General features: G+C 39.7%; 16 protein-coding genes and 1 riboswitch. Of the genes, 7 read left to right on the top strand and 9 right to left on the bottom strand.

Features of this window, described 5'->3' with window-relative positions:
• Positions 1 to 96: 96 nt before the first annotated feature.
• Genes BM266_RS04185 through cls form a run of 3 tightly spaced genes read left to right on the top strand, consistent with a single transcriptional unit; the run spans position 97 to position 3,289 of the window.
• Positions 97 to 804 carry an alpha/beta hydrolase gene (locus BM266_RS04185; protein ID WP_093406252.1) on the top strand — a complete coding sequence of 236 codons (708 nt, stop codon included), beginning with the start codon at positions 97 to 99 and terminating at the stop codon, positions 802 to 804.
• 55 nt (positions 805 to 859) lie between these two features.
• On the top strand, positions 860 to 1,825 hold the full coding sequence (locus tag BM266_RS04180) for a lytic transglycosylase domain-containing protein (RefSeq protein ID WP_093406249.1): 966 nt from the start codon (positions 860 to 862) through the stop codon (positions 1,823 to 1,825).
• Positions 1,826 to 3,289, top strand: a complete 1,464-nt coding sequence (gene cls, locus BM266_RS04175) for a cardiolipin synthase (protein WP_093406247.1) — start codon at positions 1,826 to 1,828, stop codon at positions 3,287 to 3,289. It abuts the gene before it with no gap.
• On the opposite strand, the gene BM266_RS04170 is transcribed toward cls, so the two are convergent.
• Entirely contained in the window at positions 3,290 to 3,994 is a 705-nt protein-coding gene (locus BM266_RS04170; protein WP_093406244.1) for a TlpA family protein disulfide reductase, read from the bottom strand.
• Positions 3,995 to 4,137: 143 nt separating this feature from the next.
• Positions 4,138 to 4,653 carry a hypothetical protein gene (locus tag BM266_RS04165; RefSeq protein ID WP_093406242.1) on the bottom strand — a complete coding sequence of 172 codons (516 nt, stop codon included), beginning with the start codon at positions 4,651 to 4,653 and terminating at the stop codon, positions 4,138 to 4,140.
• Between the two features lie 153 nt (positions 4,654 to 4,806).
• Between BM266_RS04165 and rpmH the strand changes: the two genes are divergently transcribed.
• The 3 genes from rpmH (at position 4,807) to BM266_RS04150 (ending at position 8,476) form a co-directional block, all read left to right on the top strand.
• Positions 4,807 to 4,965 carry a 50S ribosomal protein L34 gene (rpmH, locus tag BM266_RS04160; protein ID WP_011708966.1) on the top strand — a complete coding sequence of 53 codons (159 nt, stop codon included), beginning with the start codon at positions 4,807 to 4,809 and terminating at the stop codon, positions 4,963 to 4,965.
• Between the two features lie 102 nt (positions 4,966 to 5,067).
• Complete coding sequence (gene carB, locus BM266_RS04155) at positions 5,068 to 7,920, top strand: carbamoyl-phosphate synthase large subunit (protein WP_093406239.1); 2,853 nt, start codon at positions 5,068 to 5,070, stop codon at positions 7,918 to 7,920.
• Between the two features lie 163 nt (positions 7,921 to 8,083).
• A complete protein-coding gene (locus BM266_RS04150; RefSeq protein WP_093406236.1) occupies positions 8,084 to 8,476 on the top strand; it encodes a DUF423 domain-containing protein in 393 nt (130 codons plus the stop codon).
• Here BM266_RS04150 and BM266_RS04145 read toward each other — a convergent pair.
• The 7 genes from BM266_RS04145 to BM266_RS04115 form a co-directional block, all read right to left on the bottom strand.
• Positions 8,471 to 9,448: a bile acid:sodium symporter family protein gene (locus BM266_RS04145; protein WP_317040946.1), complete on the bottom strand. Its 978-nt coding sequence runs from the start codon at positions 9,446 to 9,448 to the stop codon at positions 8,471 to 8,473. The two genes, BM266_RS04150 and BM266_RS04145, sit on opposite strands and share 6 nt — an antisense overlap.
• Positions 9,445 to 9,990: an acyl-CoA thioesterase gene (locus tag BM266_RS04140; RefSeq protein ID WP_093406426.1), complete on the bottom strand. Its 546-nt coding sequence runs from the start codon at positions 9,988 to 9,990 to the stop codon at positions 9,445 to 9,447. The genes BM266_RS04145 and BM266_RS04140 overlap by 4 nt, the downstream gene beginning before the upstream one ends.
• Positions 9,980 to 11,137 carry a serine hydrolase domain-containing protein gene (locus tag BM266_RS04135; RefSeq protein ID WP_093406234.1) on the bottom strand — a complete coding sequence of 386 codons (1,158 nt, stop codon included), beginning with the start codon at positions 11,135 to 11,137 and terminating at the stop codon, positions 9,980 to 9,982. The genes BM266_RS04140 and BM266_RS04135 overlap by 11 nt, the downstream gene beginning before the upstream one ends.
• A gap of 1 nt (position 11,138) precedes the next feature.
• Positions 11,139 to 12,560: a DNA recombination protein RmuC gene (locus tag BM266_RS04130; RefSeq protein ID WP_093406231.1), complete on the bottom strand. Its 1,422-nt coding sequence runs from the start codon at positions 12,558 to 12,560 to the stop codon at positions 11,139 to 11,141.
• 84 nt (positions 12,561 to 12,644) lie between these two features.
• Entirely contained in the window at positions 12,645 to 13,439 is a 795-nt protein-coding gene (locus BM266_RS04125) for an ABC transporter ATP-binding protein (protein WP_093406229.1), read from the bottom strand.
• A gap of 1 nt (position 13,440) precedes the next feature.
• Positions 13,441 to 14,472: an iron ABC transporter permease gene (locus BM266_RS04120; protein WP_093406226.1), complete on the bottom strand. Its 1,032-nt coding sequence runs from the start codon at positions 14,470 to 14,472 to the stop codon at positions 13,441 to 13,443.
• Positions 14,469 to 15,686 (bottom strand): ABC transporter substrate-binding protein, encoded by a 1,218-nt coding sequence (locus BM266_RS04115; protein WP_317040945.1) that lies wholly within the window; start codon positions 15,684 to 15,686, stop codon positions 14,469 to 14,471. The genes BM266_RS04120 and BM266_RS04115 overlap by 4 nt, the downstream gene beginning before the upstream one ends.
• Positions 15,678 to 15,903: riboswitch (cobalamin riboswitch) on the top strand. It overlaps the preceding gene by 9 nt.
• A gap of 35 nt (positions 15,904 to 15,938) precedes the next feature.
• On the opposite strand from BM266_RS04115, the gene BM266_RS04110 reads away from it, so the two are divergent.
• Positions 15,939 to 17,768 (top strand): TonB-dependent receptor plug domain-containing protein, encoded by a 1,830-nt coding sequence (locus BM266_RS04110; RefSeq protein ID WP_093406222.1) that lies wholly within the window; start codon positions 15,939 to 15,941, stop codon positions 17,766 to 17,768.
• Position 17,769 lies beyond the last annotated feature (1 nt).

Below are 17,769 nucleotides of genomic sequence, written 5' to 3'. Positions count from 1 at the left end.
TTATTCTTTCGGTTGTGAAAGCCAATAAAATAGCAGTAATTTTGATTGATAAATTTACGGCTTTATACCTGCCTTTAGTGTTATATACTTGTTAAAATGGAAGACAATAAGGAGCTGATTCATGTTTATTTTATGCCCGGTCTTGCCGCGAATTCTTCAATTTTTGAGTTTATCGAACTTCCTAAAGATAAATTTAAGATGCATTTTCTGGAATGGATCATTCCACAGGAAGATGAAGCCCTAACCAGTTATGCTAAAAGACTGCTTAAATATATTAAGCATAAGGACCCTGTTTTAATTGGCGTTTCTTTTGGGGGTATTATAGTACAGGAAATGTGTAAATTTATTGAGGTAAGAAGACTTATTATTATATCCAGTGTGAAATGTAGAGCTGAATTACCTCGCAGAATGCGAATTGCGGCCGAAACCGGTTTGTTTAAGTTCTTGCCTGTTAGTTTGCTGGATTATGTAGACTATTTTGAGAAGTTAGCCGTAGGGGAATTCATTAAGAAACGAGCGAAATTGTATAGAAAATATCTTTCGGTCAGGAATCATCGCTATCTAAACTGGGCTATAAAAAATATGGTGTTATGGGATTGCGATAAACCCCGAAAAGACGTCATACATATCCACGGAGATAAAGACGAGGTATTTCCGGCAAAGTATATTAATGGTTTTATAGAAGTAAAAGGCGGAACCCACGTTATGGTAATCAACCGATATCGCTGGTTTAATAAACATCTGCCGGAAATTATTCTTACCGGAAAAATAAAAAAGAAAATTCATGAAGAAATTGGGAAATGATTTCTCTATTTTTTCGGAAATTAATAAGATTATTAAAAACTAAAAAAGAGAGAAGATGAAGTTAGTTAAAAACCTTTTGATGGGAGCCGGAATTATAGGAATAGCTGCCATTAGTATTAATGCTGTGCAGCAAACTCCCTATAAAGAGAGTCAGGAAAATCAACAAAATGAGAAACAGGGGGACAGGGATAATACAGCGGTAAAAGATTATAATGTTTACGCCTTGCCGGTGCCGGAGAAGATGGATTTTGCCGGGGAAGAGGTGCCATTGCATCTTCAGGATATCCACGAAAGAATGGACCGCGAATTACTTGTAAACACCTATTGGCAATCCAATGGCTTGCTGTTGCTGAAACGTGCCAATAAATATTTCCCTATCATTGAACCTATTCTCGCAGAAGAAGGTGTGCCCGATGATTTCAAATACCTTGCTGTAATAGAAAGCGGTCTTACGCAGGCTATCTCACCAGCTAGAGCTGTGGGATTCTGGCAAATAATGGAAGGTACCGGAAAAGATTATAAACTTGAGATAAATGATAATGTAGATGAACGCTATCACATTGAAAAATCTACCAGGGTTGCCAGTAAATATCTGAAAAAATCCAAAGAGAAATTCGGAACCTGGACCCTTGCGGCCGCCGCTTTTAATGCCGGAGATCGCGGAGTACAACGGCAGTTGAATAGACAAAAAGTAAACGATTATTATGATTTGTTGCTTGGCGAAGAAACGGGGCGCTATGTTTTTAGGATCCTTGCACTAAAGGAAATTATGAACGACCCCAAGAAATACGGATTTAATTTTGAAGACAAACATCTTTACAATCATGTACCAACGCGTAAAGTTAAGGTTGATACAGCAGTTTCAGATTTTGCTGATTTCGCTAAGGAGTTCAATATCAATTACAAAATTTTAAAATTGCATAATCCCTGGTTGCGTGAAGCCCATCTCAACAATGCCTCTCGTAAAACCTATTACATAGAAATCCCCAAAGAGAAGAAGGTTTATACCTCTGCCCAATAGATGAACTTCATACAGGATAATATCTGGTGGTTTATACTGGTTTTTTATTACCTGATTGTTTTTATTACTGCCGGATATGAAATTATGCATAACCGGGAGCCGGTAAAGACTATTTCTTTGCTGTTTGCCCTTGTTGTGCTTCCTGTTGTCGGGCTTATCATCTATTATTTCTTCGCACAGGAATACCGAAAGGATAAGATCTTCAATCGTAAAAAAGTCTACGATCACAAGATGATCAAAAGGTGGGAAGATTTACTTATCCTCCAGGATCGTGACCTCCAACACCTGGAGAAGTTTTTTGTAGATGATAAGATAAAGCTAGTAAGGCTGTTGCAAAACAATCAAACCAAGCCATTTACCTTCGGGAATAAGGTAGATATCCTGGTTAATGGAGAAAAGAAGTTTGAAACCCTTTTTGCCGATCTAAAAAGGGCAAGAAAACATATTCACCTCGAATATTATATTTTTAAAAGCGACAGAATAGGAACGAGGCTTATAGACATCCTTTGTGACAAAGCCGAAGAAGGAGTAGAAATACGAATTAGTTATGATTATGTGGGTAGTTCTATAAGTTCAAAAGCACTTAAGCGGATGAATTCCTGTGGAATTGAGATTTTTCCTTTTATGCCGGTTTGGTTTCCTAATCTAACCCGAAAACTCAATTATAGAGACCATAGAAAAATAGTAATAATTGATGGAAAAATAGGCTTTATTGGCGGAGTTAATATTTCTGATGAATATGTGAACTATAAAGAGCAGGAACTTACAAAGATGTACTGGAGGGACATGCATCTAAGAATTGAAGGTCACGGCGTAAAATCTATACAGGCACAGTTCCTCTTAAATTTCAACTTTATAACCAGTAAAGAAATTGAAATAAAAGATGATTTTTTCCCGGTTATTGAGCCTGCTGGAAAAAGCGCAATTCAAATTGCCGCCAGTGGTCCAGATACCGACTGGCAAAATATCATGGAGGCAATTTTTACCGCGATTAATACCGCTGCAGAATATGTGTATATAACCACCCCTTATTTTATCCCAAATAATGAAATATTAACTGCCTTGTGCACTGCTAGTAGGATTGGGATTGAAATTAAAATCATAATTCCTGAAATTGGAGACTCGGTTGTAGCCCGGCACGCAACTAATTCCTATATCGAAAAATTACTGGAATCGGGGGTGCAGGTTTTTCATTATGTTAAGGGTATGGTCCATGCAAAAACAATGGTGATTGATGGGGTGGTAAGCACTATTGGAACTTGTAACCTCGATAACCGTAGTTTTGATATTAACTTTGAAATAAACGCTTTTGTTTACGATAAATACATTGCCAGGGAAATGCTTGATATTTTCAATAACGATTTGTTGGAATGCGAGGAACTCAATCTCGAAGACTGGCGAAATCGTCATTATTCAGAAAAAATAAAAGAAGCACTCTCCAGGCTTTGGGCGCCTTTGTTGTAGTTATTCAGGCATAAGAGCTAAATCCATTCCTGATCTTTCCTGCATAAGCAGGTGGTTTGCTATTCCCTCTTCAATAGCTTCATAATTCATATCAAAAGATTCCTTTTCCGAAATCCCGTAGGGATGAAAAACACTTCTCTTAATCTTCATTATTTGCTTTTCTTCATTCAGTAGAAAGCAGGTGGGAAGCCCCAGGGAATGTTTGAGCTGTTGTACTACAAAAGCCCCTTCGTTTTCTGTTTCATCTACATAAAGCACTGAAATATGCTGATTGAATTTTTTCGACAGATCTTTCACAGTTTTTTTCTCATCCCAAAATACGACAACAAAATCTATCTCTTTGCTATATTTTTCTGCGAGTTTATTGAGTGCGGGAAGTTCTCCTTTTCCGGGGACGTGCCAGGAGGCATAGGTGAGGAGGTAAACTGGTTTTTTGAATTTAGATAAGTAAACTTCTTTGCCTTTAAGGTTTTTAAAACCAAAATCATCCATAAAACTCCCAGCTAATTTATAATTCACCAGGGAATCAAACAGAACTTTAGCTTCTTCAAAATTTCTTAATCGATAAGCTTTTTCGGCTTTCTGTTTATAGGAGGGCAAGTGGAGGGCAAGAGCTTCAGAGAAAGAAATTTTGTCGTTTTCTTTCTGCTGGGGCCAGCCTTTGATACTAAAAATAAGTAAGAAAACAAGTAATATTTTCTTCATGTATTCCAATTGGTGGGGTTTGGGAATACGAAGATATATGAAGCAGTATGTTTATTGAAAATTTATCGGTAAACTGCCCAAATACTTGTTAAAAGTATCGATTCTCTAAAGACTTGTAGAAATTAACGAAAATCATCCAAAAATTAGATTTTCTTCATTTGTTGTTTCATCATTTTTATCTGATCTTTCAGCATCCCGTGTTTATCGAGTTTTTTAGCTTCAGCAAGAAGATTGGTGGCTTCTCTTTTTCGACGTTTGGTCATTGCAATACCCGCAAGATTTAATTTTGCCATCGCCAGGTCCTGATCCATTGAAAGTCCGAGTTTAATAGCTCTCTTAAAGAATTTTTCGGCTTGGGTCATATTGGTTTGAGAAACCATAAGACCGTGGAGATACCAGTAATAACCTTGTTGTTTCTGGGTAAGGGCTTTTTCAGGATCTTTAATCCTGTCCAGCCATCTCTTAGCTCCGGGAAAATCCTGTTTTCTCAGTCTTAGAAACGCCAGTAATATCATTTCGTTTTTGAAGTATAGAAAAACAAAAATGAGGGATAAAAGAACCCACATTATTCCGTTTCCTATATTTCCTTCTATAAACTGCCAGATGGCCAGGGATAAAATTATCCCCGCTAAAACGATCTTGATATTCTTATTGAACATAAATACTGTATTTTTGCAGAGCGCAAAGGTAATAAAAACAATTAGAAATTATTTCAAATTAGTGTTTGGAGGAGTTAAAAAGCTTTGTATATTTGCACGCAGTTTTTAAGAGACTAAGAAAACGAATTATCAGAAGATTTAAAGATATTTAAAATGAAAAGAACCTTTCAACCATCTAAGAGAAAAAGAAAAAACAAGCACGGCTTTAGAGAGCGTATGGCAAGTGCTAACGGTAGAAAAGTCCTGGCCAGAAGAAGGGCTAAAGGAAGAAAGAAATTATCTGTATCTTCTGAAAACAGACATAAACACTAATGAAAATTTGGTTTTTTAAAAATAAAGGTGTTACTTTTTTAGTAACGCCTTTTTTTATATCCTGTCACTTCGTTATTTTTATCATCAACACAACTATATAAAATGCCCAAAAACGAGAATCTAAAAAGTATTTTGATCATAGGTTCAGGTCCTATCGTAATTGGACAGGCCTGTGAATTCGATTATGCCGGAACTCAATCATTGCGTTCCCTTAGGGAAGACGGAATTGAAACTATTCTAATCAATTCTAACCCGGCCACGATAATGACTGATCCCTCTATGGCAGATCACGTTTATCTGAAACCACTTACTACTAAATCAATAATTGAGATCCTTAAAAAGCATCCCAATATTGATGCCGTTCTTCCTACTATGGGAGGACAAACCGCCCTTAACCTTTGTATTGAAGCCGATGAAAAAGGAATCTGGGAGGATTTTGAAGTAAAGCTTATCGGGGTTGATATCGATGCGATTAATATCACTGAAGACCGCGAGAAGTTCAAGCAGTTAATGGGAAGGATTAATGTGCCGGTTGCTCCTGCTAAAACTGTAACCTCTTTTCTGCAGGGAAAAGAAGTAGCTCAGGAATTCGGATTTCCGCTGGTAATCCGTGCTTCCTTTACCTTAGGAGGAAGTGGTGCTGCCTTCGTGCATAGAGCAGAAGATTTTGATGAATTACTATCCCGTGGTCTTGAAGCCTCACCAATTCACGAAGTGCTTATCGATAAAGCGCTTTTAGGCTGGAAAGAATACGAGCTGGAACTCTTAAGAGATAAGAACGATAACGTAGTAATTATCTGTTCTATTGAAAATATGGATCCTATGGGAATCCATACCGGAGATTCTATTACCGTAGCTCCTGCGATGACTCTTAGTGATACCGCCTTCCAAAAAATGCGTGACCTGGCCATCAAGATGATGCGCAGTATTGGAGACTTCTCCGGAGGTTGTAACGTGCAATTTGCCGTGAGCCCCGATGAAAAAGAAGAAGTTTATGCCATTGAGATTAACCCAAGGGTTTCCAGATCTTCGGCCCTTGCTTCTAAAGCAACGGGATATCCAATTGCCAAGGTCGCTACAAAACTTGCTCTAGGTTATACGCTTGATGAACTGGATAACCAGATTACCAAATCTACTTCAGCGCTGTTCGAGCCTACCCTGGATTATGTGATTGTAAAAATACCACGCTGGAACTTTGATAAATTCGAAGGCTCAGACAGGACTCTCGGCCTTCAGATGAAGTCTGTTGGAGAAGTGATGGGGATAGGTCGTTCTTTTCAGGAAGCTCTACACAAGGCTACACAATCCCTCGAGATCAAAAGAAATGGTTTAGGTGCCGATGGGAAGGGTTACAAAGATTACGATTTAATCATTGATAAACTTACCAACCCAAGCTGGGACAGGGTTTTCGTGATCTACGATGCCATCCAGCTGGGAATTCCGCTAAGCCGCATTCACGAGATCACCAAGATTGATATGTGGTACCTGAGACAATATGAAGAACTTTATGGTCTGGAAGTAAAGATTTCAGAATATGATATAAACTCTCTTCCGAAGGATCTTCTCCTGGAAGCAAAACAAAAAGGTTTTGCGGATCGCCAGATAGCGCATATGCTTGATTGCTGGGAAAGTGAAGTCTATAAGAAACGAGAGGAACTTGGTGTGAACCGTGTGTTTAAACTGGTTGATACTTGTGCCGCCGAGTTTAAAGCTGAAACTCCTTACTATTATTCAACTTTTGAAGCCGATATTGAAACCCCCGATGGGAAAAGGTACGTATCCAACGAGAGTAAAGTAACCGATAAAAAGAAGATTGTAGTTCTTGGTTCAGGTCCAAACAGGATTGGGCAGGGAATAGAATTTGATTATTCCTGTGTGCACGGAGTGCTTGCTGCTTCTGAGTGTGGTTACGAAACCATAATGATCAACTGTAATCCCGAAACTGTTTCCACCGATTTCGATATTGCGGATAAACTTTATTTTGAACCGGTTTTCTGGGAGCATATCTATGATATAATTCAGCACGAGAAACCTGAAGGTGTAATCGTGCAGTTGGGCGGGCAAACCGCTCTTAAACTAGCCGAAAAGTTGGCTCGTTACGGAATAAAGATAATGGGAACCAGCTTTGAAGCGCTGGATCTTGCTGAAGACCGCGGAAGCTTTTCAAAACTACTGAAGGATAATGATATTCCATTCCCCGATTTTGGTGTAGCTGAAACTGCAGATGAAGCGCTTGCACTTGCCGATGAACTCGATTTCCCTATCCTGGTGAGACCGTCTTACGTTCTTGGAGGACAAGGGATGAAGATCGTTATCAATAAAGACGATCTGGAAGCTCACGTGGTAGACCTTCTTAGAAAAATACCTAACAATAAATTACTGCTGGATCACTACCTGGATGGCGCTATTGAAGCCGAAGCCGATGCTATTTGTGATGGGGAAGATGTTCACATTATTGGGATAATGGAACATATTGAGCCTTGCGGGATTCATTCGGGAGATTCTAATGCGGTACTTCCACCATTTAACCTGGGTGACCTGGTGATGCAACAAATAAAGGATCACACCAAAAAAATTGCACTGGCTCTAAATACGGTTGGGTTGATCAATATCCAGTTTGCGATAAAGGATGATATGGTTTATATCATTGAAGCAAATCCAAGGGCTTCGAGAACGGTGCCTTTTATCGCGAAAGCTTATGGAGAACCTTATGTGAATTATGCGACTAAGGTGATGTTGGGAGAGAAGAAGGTAAAAGACTTCGATTTCAATCCTAAGCTTGATGGTTATGCCATAAAACAACCGGTATTCTCCTTTAACAAGTTCCATAATGTGAACAAGCAACTGGGGCCGGAAATGAAAAGTACCGGAGAGAGTATTCTGTTTATCGATAGTTTAAAAGATGATGCTTTTTACGATCTTTATTCAAGAAGAAAAATGTACCTGAGTAAATAAGATCAGGAGTTTTTATAAATTTGACCCATTGTGAATGCTGAATTTCACAATGGGTTTTTTAATCCCTCATTGAGGGTTTAATATCCAGGGGCTTTCCTCGAACTTTTAATTTTTTTCCAACTCATACCTCCTGGACCTACCCTGAGGTTTTTGAATTTAAAATATGAAAGAACTGGTTCTTGTAATTGGCGGAATTTATGGCGCTTTAGCCGTTGTTTTCGGTGCATTTGGCGCTCATGCCTTAAAGAAAAGATTTAATGAAGATCAATTCAAAAGTTTTGAAACAGGAGTGAAGTACCAGATGTTTCACGCCTTAATTTTGATTATTTCCGGAATAAGTTTTCCGTTTATTGGGATCTCTCAGCAACTTACAGCCTGGTTCTTTATCCTCGGAACCTTTTTCTTCTCCTTTAGTATTTATGGACTTACCCTGGGTTCGGCATTTGCAAGAAAACCTCGTTTTCTAGGTCCTGTTACACCCCTTGGAGGATTATTCTTGATTCTGGGATGGATTCTTTTCACCATTAATATTGCTGAAATAGCAGTCTACTTATAACTTTTCAGTTTCAATCTCTATAATTCTCTGTTTCCGATATCTTTCTGCATACCAGGCAACCAGAAGTAATTGTAAAGAGTGATAAAGCATAATTGGCAATAAAAGTAAACCTGTACTGGCCGAACTTCCAAAGATCACTTTCACCATAACCGACCCGTGAACAAGAGATTTCTTTGTTCCGCAGAATTGAGCCGTGATCTTGTCGGGGGTATTGAATCCAAGTTTATTGCTCAAAAAGCCGAGGCCGTAATAGACCGCAAAAAATAACACGACAACCATAGCCCCCAGTTTTGTCATTTCAAGAATGCTTATTCTCTCGAATAAATTTGATAAAAAGGATGCGCTGAAACTGGAATAAACGATTAAAATAATGGTTGTTTTATCTAACAGGCTCAGCTGTTTACTATTCTTTCTGGCAAATTCCCCCCAGAAACGTTGCAGTATCAAACCAATGATCAGCGGTAAAATGATTTGAAGAAAAAGCTTCAGAATAATAGATCCAAAATCAAATTCCCCGGATTTTTTCATAAAGAAACTCAGCCATAGCGGAGTAGCGATTATTCCAATTAAGCCTGAAAGACTTGCGTTAAAAATTGCAGTGGGCAGATTTCCCTTAGCCAGGGAAACCATAACGATGGAAGATGATACAGTAGAGGGCAATGTGCCCAGGAAAAAAAGAGCGATCCAAAGATCGGAGCCTGTACCGGCTTCAAAAAAAGGCAATAAAATGATAGCCAGCAGCGGAAAAACGACAAAAGTGGTTAATTGAATTACAATATGAACTTTATAGTTTAGAAAACCCATCTTGAATTCGGCTGGAGAAAGCTTGAGCCCGTAGAAAAAGAAAATAAGACCAATCCCGATATCGGTGATGGTCTTTAAAGGAAAGATCTCAATGCCTTGTGGAAGAAAATAGGCGATAATTATGGCAGCGAATAAAGCTGCTATGAATCCGTTGAACTTCAAAATCACCTTTCGATTTTTACTTTGTATTTCTCCACGATATGCAGGTATTCTTCAGAATTAAAATCGGTAGCCTGAAATTCCTCATTGTCTTTAATCTTGATCTCTTTTCTTTTAATGCTCTGGGCAAACCTCCTGATATCATTATCGGTTTTAAGAATTAAACCCGGAACCTGGACAGCTTTTCCTTTTTCATCTTTGGCAACCATAGTAATGTGTGAAGAATTACAATGTTTTACCGCCCCGGTCTGGATATTTTCTGCTTCCACCCGAATCCCGATCACCATAGAACTCCTACCTACATAATTAACCGAAGCCTTCATCGTAACCAACTCCCCAATTTCGATTGGTTTTAAGAAATCTACCGTGTCTACGCTTGCTGTAACACAATATACCCCTGAGTGTTTTGAAGCGCAGGCAAAGGCGATCTGGTCCAATAAAGATAAAATGTAGCCTCCATGAATTTTTCCGTTAAAATTGGAGTGGGAGGGCAACATTAATTCAGAAATACGTACCTGGGATTCTTCTACGGTTTTATATTTATTTTGCATCATTGAGGCTTTTATTCACTATCTGCATAAATTCTTCAAGCTTAGATGGCTCTAACCATCGGGTTACGATCACCATATCATTGGTTTTATCTACAATTATGAAATTTCCACCGAAACCGGCTGCATAAAAGATATCCCGGTTAATATTTTTCCACTGAGGTTCTTCAGCACGATTAAGCCACCACATATACCCGTAATTTTTGTTGGCTTCTGAAGCTGTCATCGCTTCATTTATAAGTTCTGCCTGGAGTAATTGTTGGTCTCTCCATTTTCCATCATTCAAAAACAGATAACCGAATCTTGCCATATCTTCAGTATTGATAAACAATCCTCCACCGGAATGTCCTCCGCCGCTAACCGATTGCATTTTAAGGCCATCAATATCGACCCAGGAATTATCATATCCAAACCATCTCCAGGTCGGGGAAGCGCCAATAGGATCCATAATTTCCTCCTTTAAAATCTTAGGTAGTGGCTCCCGGAAAACCTGAAGCAGGGAATAAGCCAGGACGTTAACCCGAACATCGTTGTACTTAAAATGCGTCCCTGGTTCATTTAATTTCCGGGCTCTCCAATCGTCTATGCTGCCATCCCTGGAGGGTCTGTCTGCCCAATCATAAGTATCCCATAAGCTGCCACTCCAGTCTGAGTTTTGCTGAAGAAGATGTTTCCAGGTGATCTTAGAATTGTGCTTTCCTTCAAAAGTATCATCCCAAACCAGTTCTTTAACAGGTTGGTTAACAGATTCTATAAGGTTTTCTTCTAAAGCGATAAGTGCAGTGGTAGACAGGAAGCTTTTAGTGACGCTAAAGGTCATATCTACCCTTTTGGTATCTCCCCATTTGGCGATTAAATAGCCATTTTTAATAATCATCCCTGTCGGACCACCCCGGCGTTTTGTTGGTCCAAGGATCTCGTGATAGGGTTCGTGTTCGAATCCTTTTAAAATTGCCTGTCGAAGATCTTTTGGTCCAGTATATTCATTGTTTTTGGCAAATTTTACAACCTCAGTTAGATCTAAATTGTATGCCGAGGCCTGTTTCTCCTGCCATTCTCTTTCTTCAGGAAAATAGGTGGTTTGGGTAAATGCCTGCTGAAACAGGAGCAGGGAAAAAATAAAGGTAAAAATAGATGGTTTCCAGTTCATATTAGTTCAAATTTAGACGATCATTTTGGTCTTTTTCTTCTTCTTCGTTTTTAGCTTGTTCGAGAAGTTTTCCATCCAGCTGTTTGTTAGTTTTGGCACCGAGTTCCCTGAGGTATTCTACTTTGCCAATAAGGTTCCCCTTGCCGGTGAGTTTCTTCATTGCTCCTTCATAAGTATTCTGGACCGTTCCCAGCTGTTTTCCCACTTTTTCCAGTTCATTGGTGAGGTTTACAAAACTGTCATAGAGCGCTCCCGCTCGTGTAGCAATTTCGATTGCATTTTGTTTCTGTTTTTCATTTTGCCACATACTGTCTATGGTTTTTAAAACCGCGAGTAGGGTAGTAGGGGTAACAATAATGATGTTTTTTTCAAAAGCTTCAGAATACAGATTTGGGTTTTGGTTGGAGGCAATGGCGAAAGCAGCCTCTATGGGGATGAAAAGCAATACAAAATCAGGGCTTTCCATCTGGTAAAGGTTATGGTAATTCTTCGCGCTTAATTCCTCAACCCGTTTCTTAACCGAAATCAAGTGATTTTTTAGATGGCCGGGACGCTGTTTCTCTTCGTCTTCGTTGATGTAGCGTTCATAAGCATTGAGGGAAACCTTGGAATCGATGATCATTTTCTTCTCTCCCGGTAAATGGATCACCACATCTGGCATAGCGCGTTTGCCGTTTTCTGTATGGAAATTCTGCTGAACAAAATATTCGCTGTCCTTTTGCAGACCACTGCGTTCCAATACCCGTTCCAGCACCATTTCCCCCCAGTTTCCCTGCATTTTGGTGTCGCCTTTCAGGGCTTTAGTAAGATTGGTGGCTTCTTCGCTAATCTTGAGATTTTGCTCGTTTAGAAATTGAAGCTGCTTTCCAAGCTGGGCGTGACGTTCAATAAAATCGGTGCTGTTTTTATCTACTTTTTCTTCAAAAGTTTTGATTTTTTCCTGAAGCGGTTTTAATATATTCTGAATATTCTCTTTGTTGAGCGAAGTGAATTTTTCTGATTTTTGATCCAGGATCTTATTGGCCAGATTCTCAAATTCCTTGGTAAATTTCTCCTGAAGTTTTTCTACTTCGGCTTTTTGCTCTGTATTCTTTAACTGAAGATTTTCGAATTCTGAATTTCTCCGGGTTAATTCCGTGCTTAAAAAATCCTTTTCCCGGCGTATTTCTTCCCGCTCTTTCTCTGTCTTCTCCAACTGAAGGGCTCCGGATTGTTTTATTTCAAATATTTCCTCTTTATGATCTTTTATGATACTGGTTAATTGGTTTTTAAGATCATCAATTTGAAGTGATAGTTGATTATTCCTTTCTTCAATTTTACTGATATTTCCCTTGTATTTCAGTCCGGAAAAAAGTTTGCCCAGGATAAATCCCAGAACGATTGCGATGACAGGAAGGAGAATGAGTAATAAGGAATCGGCCATTGAGGAGGATGCTTTTTCCAAAGATACTTATTTGAAAAAAATATCACTCAAAAAGGACAAGGAATACTAAGACGGGAAATTATTTCAGGATTTTATTTTGAAAGAGGAACTGCTTTCATCAAAGAAAATAAGATCTGAAGGAAATATTCTGGACAGCTCTCCCGATTTTACAAGTTCCTTTGGGCTTCCCATTACAATTTCATTTTTCTGCATCAACAGAATTTTATCGCAAAGCTGCAGGGCAAGGTTTATTTCGTGAGATGCGAAAACAATTGCTTTATTTGTTTTTCTGGTGAGCTTTTTCAGAAGCTGAAGAATATAGGCCTTATGATACAAATCTAAATGCGTGGTGGGTTCATCAAGAATCACCAAAGGTGTATCCTGGGCCAGGGCACGGGCGATAAGAACTTTTTGCATTTGCCCATCACTCAGTTCATAGCATTTTTTATTCTCCAGATTCTCAATATCGACCAGGCGAAGTGATTTTTTTATGTGTCTCAGGTCGTTTGTAGTGAGCCGTCCTATCCAGTTGGTATAGGGCTGCCTCCCAAGCGCTACTAATTCAAAAACGCTCAGGTTTTTAGATACCGGCTGCCCGGTGAGTACAAGGCTTATAAGCGCGGCCTGCTCTAATGGAGGGAGATTTTTTAAATTCTTTTCGGCAATAAATATCTTTCCCGAAAGGCTTTCCTGCACACCACTAAGGCTTCGTAAAAGGGTTGACTTTCCAATACCATTAATTCCTATTACCGCCACAAGTTGACCGGGAAATATATCGATGTTGACTTTCTCGGCAATTATAGTGTCTGAATTCCTACCGCGATAACCAATATTCAGGTCTTCAGTTTTAAGGATGCTATGTGGTTTATTTTCAGTCATTTCAGAATAAAAATCGGCGTTTTCTCACCAATAACCAAATCACCACCGGCGCTCCGATAAGAGAGGTAATCGCATTGATGGGAAGTGTGAATTCACTGCCCGGCATTTGGGCCGCGATGTCGCAAACAAGCATTAAAATAGCTCCACCGAGAATTACTGCCGGAATAAGAATACTGTGATTATTCACCGGAATTACCTGCCGGATTAGATGTGGGACCGCAAGCCCTACAAAGGCTATGGGACCAGCGAATGCCGTGATACTACCAGCCAGAATGCTGGTGGCTAGAATTACCAGCAACCGGTTTCTCTGAATACTTACCCCAAGGCTTTTTGCATATTGTTCACCCAGTAACAGACTGTTTAGGTTTTTGATGCCTGCTACGGAAAGAAATATTCCGATAGTCCAAAACAAACCTAACACTGAAACTTCCTCCCATGAAAGATTACCCAAACTTCCAAATGACCAAAATACATACTGCTGAAGCTGTGAAGCCGGACTAAAATACGCAAGTACACTTACTACAGCTGCAGTTAAGCTGGCAAACATCAAACCTATGATGAGGATTGCCATCGTGTCTCGTAAGCGCAGAGAGGCCAGCATTACAGCTAATAATACAAGTAAGCTTCCCAGGCTGGAGGCGATAACGATGCTCCATTTGGAAAGTAGAAAAGCCGAGAAGGCTCCGCCAAATAATCCTGCACCCATAAAAACAATTGCGACTCCAAGGCTGGCACCACTGCTCAAACCTAGCACATAAGGTCCGGCCAATGGGTTTCTAAAGAGAGTTTGCATTAAAAGTCCGCTCACGGCAAGTCCGGAACCGGTAAGTATAGCTGTTATCGCTTTGGGTAGTCGGTATTCCAAAACTATGTACCTCCAGGATTCCCTGGATACTTCAAGGTTGAAAAGTGAAGCGATAATATCTTTTAAGGGAATTTTCACCGATCCAAGACCTATATTCAGAAATAACAGGCCAATTAAAGCCAATGTCAGTAAAGAAAAGGTCAATATGTATTTTCGTCTTAGGATCAATCCTTTAGGGCTTTGAAAAACACTTGTTCATAATCCGGTAGTAGATCTGGGTGGAAAATAGAAATCAGATCTTTTAGAATCAAGTCTGGTCGTTGTGGACCTAATTCGAAATATAAAACCCCGCCTGTTTCTCCTTTTTCCAGGCTAACACTAAAAACCTTCTTTTCCCGCACCGCTTTAAACTGCGAATAGTGCCGCGATTCATTTAAAAGTTGCGAGTAGGAGTTCACCTCACCGGAGCTTATCCAAAAATCGGCGTTTTGCGCCTTTTCAAGGACATTTTCAAAAGAAAGCGACAGGCTGCCACTTCCTTCGGTTTCTTTATACAGGTAATTAGCATTTGCTTCCTCGAAAAACCGGGCCTGCCAGGAATTGCCATAGGGCATATACCACTGGTCTTTGTACATCGATCCGCTAATAATATCAGGTTGATTTTCTGCAGTTTCAGCCAATTCTTTTGCTTCCAGATAATCATTTTCAATTTGATCAAAAATAGTTGATGCCTGGGCTGTTTTACCGAAAAATGCTGCCATAAATTTAATCCATTCGGCTTTACCAAGAGGGTTTTCTTCCACCCAATCGGCATTGAAAACCACGGGAATTCCTGTCTTCTGTATATTCTCAAAGGTTTTGTTGTTTCCGTCTATAGCGAAACCGATTACAACATCGGGCTGAAGATCGATGAGTACTTCGGTATTGATATTTTCATTTTTTCCGAGTTCTTTTATTTTCCCCGAATTAATTAACTCTCTGGTCTTTTCCGAAGAAATATAATCGAGACCGGGAAATCCTGTCAATTTGCTTTCAACCTTTAGGGCTTCCAGAGCCGGAATGTGGGTCGTGGAAGTGACCACCACTTCCTCAACGGGAATCTGAACTTTCTGATCATACCGTAAATCCTCAGGAATTTTAGCGTTTTCTTCAACTAAAAGATAGGTGAGGTCAAGGTCTGAACCGGGCCAGGGATTATTCACTTTCACAATGCTATAACCATTAAATTCTTCAATACTGAAGCCTTTGGCATATTTTATTTCTACCGGATTACTTTCGGAAATTCGGATTGTAGAAGCATTCTTTTCCTCGCTTTTACAGGAAAAGAGCAATAGTAATGAAAAAAGGGAAATGAGATATTTCAAGATTACAGATTTGACTTCAAAAGTAAGATTATTTAAAAATTTTAGTGCTTCGCAAACATAAATGTTTATTTTTGGCATTGAAATTTTGGTTTGACGCCGGAATGTACCGTCGTCGATTAAAAGGGAATCAGGTGATTTGAATCTTCAAAAATTCCTGAGCTGTTCCCGCAACTGTAAGCTAAGTTCCGTAACCGGAATGCCTGTTGTCACACTTCACACCACTGTCGCCTAGCGCGATGGGAAGGTAAACAACAAGGACGCGAGCCAGGAGACCTGCCAGAAGCATTACTAATTTAACTCTTAGACTTTCGGGATAAAAGTCGGTGTATAATGAAACTAAATCGTTATTACCTTTTATTTCTGGGATTGCTTCTAGCCCTTCCCGCATTATCACAAAACGAATCTGTGACCAGGTTGGAGGAAGTGGTCTTAAGCGATATATCTCTTAAAAGAGATTCGGGCGAACGTCGGGTAATGTTGCTGAATGATTCTATTTTAAGAGAAAATGAGCCTTCCCTTACTTCAGTATTGAAATTTAATAGTACTATCTTTTTCAGGGAAAACGGTTTAGGTGGAGTTTCTTCAGCCTCATTCCGGGGGACTTCGGCACAGCAAACCGCGGTGATCTGGAACGGGATCAATATCAATTCTCAGTTCACAGGCCAAACCGATTTTAATACCATTCCCACCGGGATAGTTAATGATATTTCCATTCGGCCGGGCGGAGGCAGTGTTCTCTATGGAAGCGGGGCCATTGGAGGTAGCGTTCATTTAAATAATCGCTTTAAATTCGATGAGAAATTCCATAACCAGTTAAAACTGGACTACGGAAGTTTTGAAACTTTTTCAGGCGTTTTCAAAACGGCTATTTCTTCTGAAAAAACCAGTTTTCAGTTAAATCTAACCCATCATACTTCTGAAAATGATTTTGAATATCCAAGGGAAAACCAATTCAATGAAAACGGAGATTTTGGCAATACTTCCCTGGGATTATCCGTAGCTCATCGCTTGAATAAAGATCATCTTCTAAAGTTTCACAGCAACTTCTACCAGGGGGAAAGAGGTTTTTCGGGTACTGTTACAGCCCCATCTAAAAGCAAGTTTGAAGATGTGAATAGTCGCAATCTTCTGGAGTGGAATGGCTTTTACGGCGACTTAAGCTCTTCGTTCAAATTAGCTTATTTAGATGAAACATTTCGGTATTATGAAAATAGACAAACCGGGGAACATAATTTCGGTCGGGCCAAAACCGGAATCGCGAAAACGGACCTTACTTATCTGTTTACCCGGAATCTTAAAGTGACCGGCATCCTGGAATACCAACAAATAAGAGGAGAGGGGACCAATACCGGCAGCAATCGTCGTGATATTGGGAGTTTTGCGCTATTGCTGAAACATAGCCTGGGCGATTTCAGTTACCAGTTAAGCGCCAGGAAAGAGGCGACAAGCAATTATGAATCTCCATTGTTGTTTGCTGCAAATGGGCTTTACAAATTTTCAGAAAATTACGAACTAAGGCTTGGAGCTTCAAAGAATTTCAGGATTCCCACATTTAACGATCTTTACTGGTATGCCGGTGGAAACTTAGACTTACAACCGGAGACTTCCCATCAGTTGGAGTTAGGTCATACATTCAGTTTGAGAAAATTCAAGTTTGATTTTGCCGGTTACCTTATAGATTCGAGAAATCTCTTGCGTTGGGTGCCCACAAGCAGCGGATTATGGCGACCTGAAAACACAGATGAAGTCAGGAATTATGGTTTGGAGGCCGGGTTAGACTGGAGCAATTCAATAGGTAGTCATATTTTTGATTTGAATGCCACTTACGCCTGGACCCATAGCCAAAATCAGGCGACCAAAAAACAGCTAATCTACGTGCCCGAGCATAAGGCGACAGCCTCTCTGGGCTACAATTATAAGCGATATTCCATCTTTTATCAATTTTTATATAATGGGAGCATATTTACTTCTTCAGATAATAATTACAGCCTGGAGGATTACCAAATTTCCAATCTGGGCATAGCCAGAAATTTTGGTCGAAATGATTTTATGAAGATCGGATTTCAGGTTAGAAATATCTTTGATGAAAAGTATATGAGTATGCCCGGGCGACCTATGCCGGGAAGATATTTTAATAGTTCAATCACCTTTAAATTATAAA

This window comes from Salegentibacter flavus (genome assembly GCF_900115145.1).
Classification (GTDB): Bacteria; Bacteroidota; Bacteroidia; order Flavobacteriales; family Flavobacteriaceae; genus Salegentibacter; species Salegentibacter flavus.
Note: the sequence above shows the minus strand (reverse complement) of the source record. Positions and strands in the feature narration are given on the sequence as shown.

What these genes read in the sequence shown, in the direction of transcription:
- BM266_RS04135 (WP_093406234.1), bottom strand. Translation starts at nt 11,137, where the DNA reads ATGAACTGGAAACCATCTATTTTTACCTTTATTTTTTCCCTGCTCCTG.
- BM266_RS04150 (WP_093406236.1), top strand. Translation starts at nt 8,084, where the DNA reads ATGAAAGAACTGGTTCTTGTAATTGGCGGAATTTATGGCGCTTTAGCC.
- BM266_RS04185 (WP_093406252.1), top strand. Translation starts at nt 97, where the DNA reads ATGGAAGACAATAAGGAGCTGATTCATGTTTATTTTATGCCCGGTCTT.
- BM266_RS04115 (WP_317040945.1), bottom strand. Translation starts at nt 15,686, where the DNA reads ATGCCAAAAATAAACATTTATGTTTGCGAAGCACTAAAATTTTTAAAT.
- rpmH (WP_011708966.1), top strand. Translation starts at nt 4,807, where the DNA reads ATGAAAAGAACCTTTCAACCATCTAAGAGAAAAAGAAAAAACAAGCAC.
- carB (WP_093406239.1), top strand. Translation starts at nt 5,068, where the DNA reads ATGCCCAAAAACGAGAATCTAAAAAGTATTTTGATCATAGGTTCAGGT.
- BM266_RS04110 (WP_093406222.1), top strand. Translation starts at nt 15,939, where the DNA reads ATGAAACTAAATCGTTATTACCTTTTATTTCTGGGATTGCTTCTAGCC.
- BM266_RS04180 (WP_093406249.1), top strand. Translation starts at nt 860, where the DNA reads ATGAAGTTAGTTAAAAACCTTTTGATGGGAGCCGGAATTATAGGAATA.
- cls (WP_093406247.1), top strand. Translation starts at nt 1,826, where the DNA reads ATGAACTTCATACAGGATAATATCTGGTGGTTTATACTGGTTTTTTAT.
- BM266_RS04165 (WP_093406242.1), bottom strand. Translation starts at nt 4,653, where the DNA reads ATGTTCAATAAGAATATCAAGATCGTTTTAGCGGGGATAATTTTATCC.
- BM266_RS04130 (WP_093406231.1), bottom strand. Translation starts at nt 12,560, where the DNA reads ATGGCCGATTCCTTATTACTCATTCTCCTTCCTGTCATCGCAATCGTT.
- BM266_RS04140 (WP_093406426.1), bottom strand. Translation starts at nt 9,990, where the DNA reads ATGCAAAATAAATATAAAACCGTAGAAGAATCCCAGGTACGTATTTCT.
- BM266_RS04170 (WP_093406244.1), bottom strand. Translation starts at nt 3,994, where the DNA reads ATGAAGAAAATATTACTTGTTTTCTTACTTATTTTTAGTATCAAAGGC.
- BM266_RS04125 (WP_093406229.1), bottom strand. Translation starts at nt 13,439, where the DNA reads ATGACTGAAAATAAACCACATAGCATCCTTAAAACTGAAGACCTGAAT.